Below are 1,963 nucleotides of genomic sequence, written 5' to 3' on the forward strand. Positions count from 1 at the left end.
AAGAAGAGCGACGCCGGCCGCTGCCTGAAAATGTTATAAATTATTTGTACCGATTGGACGTTGGGATACTCGATCGCCTTCAGGCCCTCTTCCACTTTTTCGACAGAAACGCCATAGTGGCGGACTTTTCCAGCGGCGGCCAGATCGTCCATGTAGCCAAACACTTCGGCCTGGTAATACACTTCCGTCGGCGGGCAGTGGAGCTGCACCAGCTCCAGGCAGTCGGTTTTCAGATTGACGAGCGAGCGCTCAACGAAAGCCCTGAGGTTTTCCCGGTTGTAGCCCTGTGCAACGTGCGGAGACAGCCGGCGACCGAGTTTGGTCGCCACCATTGGTTTATCTCCACCGCGCTCCCTGAGCACTTCCGCGATCAGCTGCTCCGAGCGGCCGTCCCCGTACACATCGGCGGTGTCGATAAAGTTCGTCCCCTGGTCCAGCGCCGCGTGCAGCGCGGCCTTGGCGTCGGACTTCGACACATCGCCCCAAGCGCCGCCAATGGCCCAGGCGCCAAATCCGATTTCGGAAACGCTGGTTCCGGTATGTCCCAATAATCTCTGCTTCATTGCTGCGCATGCTCCTATGGCATCAGTTGTCCACCATTGATTTCAATTATCTGGCCGGTGATGTATCCAGATAAAGCCTCTGATGCGAGGAAAAGAAAAGCGCCAACGCATTCGTCCGGAAGACCCGCCCGCTGCATTGGAATTGCCGCGCACTGCACCTCGAACAGGTGATCAGGCGTATCGCGGTCGTGGAAAGCTGTTTGAATCAGTCCCGGCGAAACCGCGTTGACGCGGATTTTGTCCGCCACAAATTCCTTGGCCTGGCCCCTGGTGAGGTTGCTCACAAAACTCTTGGACGCGCCGTATAAGGCCGCACCATTCCCTCCGCCATTGCGGGCCGCAATCGACGTGGTGTTGATAATGAAACCGCCACCCGCGGCCTTCAAATGGCGATGTGCCGATATGGAGGCTTGCCAGACCGATCTGGCATTCAAGCTGACGACGCGGTCAAAATGATCCATCGATGCCTCGGTTGTCGGGATGCGCCCAAGCATGGCGCCGGCATTGTTGATGAGCCCATCCAGCCCGCCCAGGATCTCGGCTGCCTGGTTCACAACAAACGCCGCGGCATCCGGCAATTCCAGGTCGCCTTGTACGAGCAGAATCCTGTCGGGCGACATTGCTCGCAGCTGCTCTGCATCCTGTTTGCTGGCGTTGTAGTGCACGACGACCCGTGCGCCCTGCTGCGCCAGGCCAAGCGCGACTTCAGCGCCTATGCCGGTGGAGCCGCCAGTCACCAGCACGCGCTTACCGGCCAAATCCCCTATTTTGATCCCCGCGAGTTTCATATGTCCTCTACACAAAGGTAATAGTTATATTCGGGTTCGCGTGCGCGATGCTAAGATTTGAGTTGAAAGGCATTCATCGCAACGCTGAATCAAAATCAACTATGTCTATTTTTGACCGCATCGACCTTCCCGACCTCCGGGTCTTCCTCACCATCATGCGCACGCGCAGTTTCAAGGGAGCGGCAATCCAGCTTGGACTGACGCCATCTGCCGTGAGTCATGCCATGCGCAGGCTGGAGGAACGGCTGGGTACCAAGTTACTGAATCGTTCAAGCAGAGCGATCGCGCCTACCGATATCGGCCGGGACCTTGCACAAAAGCTGGAGGATGGCTTTGAAAAAATCGGACTGGCACTCGCCGAGCTGGATGCGCCAGGCGCCGGGCGCTATGGTGAGTTGCGCCTGAACGTTTTCTCGGATGCCGCTTACTTGCTGATTGCTCCAGCTATTCCGGAGTTCGCGAAGTTGTGTCCGGAGGTCAGATTAACAGTCGTGGTAGAAGACCGTCCCATCGACATCGTCGCGGAAGGCTATGACGCCGGCATCCGCTACGGCCACTATGTTCCGGAAGATATGGTGGCCGCGCCCCTGAGCGGGCCGCAGCGCTGGATTG

3 protein-coding genes are annotated in these 1,963 nt (G+C 57.9%); 1 reads left to right on the forward strand and 2 read right to left on the reverse strand.

What is annotated here, in order from left to right; all coding sequences use genetic code 11:
* Both AB4Z11_RS30450 and AB4Z11_RS30455 read right to left on the reverse strand, forming a co-directional pair.
* A partial coding sequence (locus AB4Z11_RS30450; protein ID WP_442029735.1) for an aldo/keto reductase occupies nt 1-563 on the reverse strand: 563 nt, incomplete at its 3' end.
* Between the two features lie 14 nt (nt 564-577).
* Nucleotides 578-1,351: an SDR family NAD(P)-dependent oxidoreductase gene (locus AB4Z11_RS30455; RefSeq protein ID WP_442029737.1), complete on the reverse strand. Its 774-nt coding sequence runs from the start codon at nt 1,349-1,351 to the stop codon at nt 578-580.
* 101 nt (nt 1,352-1,452) lie between these two features.
* Between AB4Z11_RS30455 and AB4Z11_RS30460 the strand changes: the two genes are divergently transcribed.
* Nucleotides 1,453-1,963: LysR family transcriptional regulator (locus tag AB4Z11_RS30460; RefSeq protein WP_442029739.1), on the forward strand; the 511-nt coding region annotated here is incomplete at its 3' end.

Source organism: Pseudoduganella sp. RAF53_2 (assembly GCF_052113985.1).
GTDB lineage: Bacteria > Pseudomonadota > Gammaproteobacteria > Burkholderiales > Burkholderiaceae_D > Rugamonas.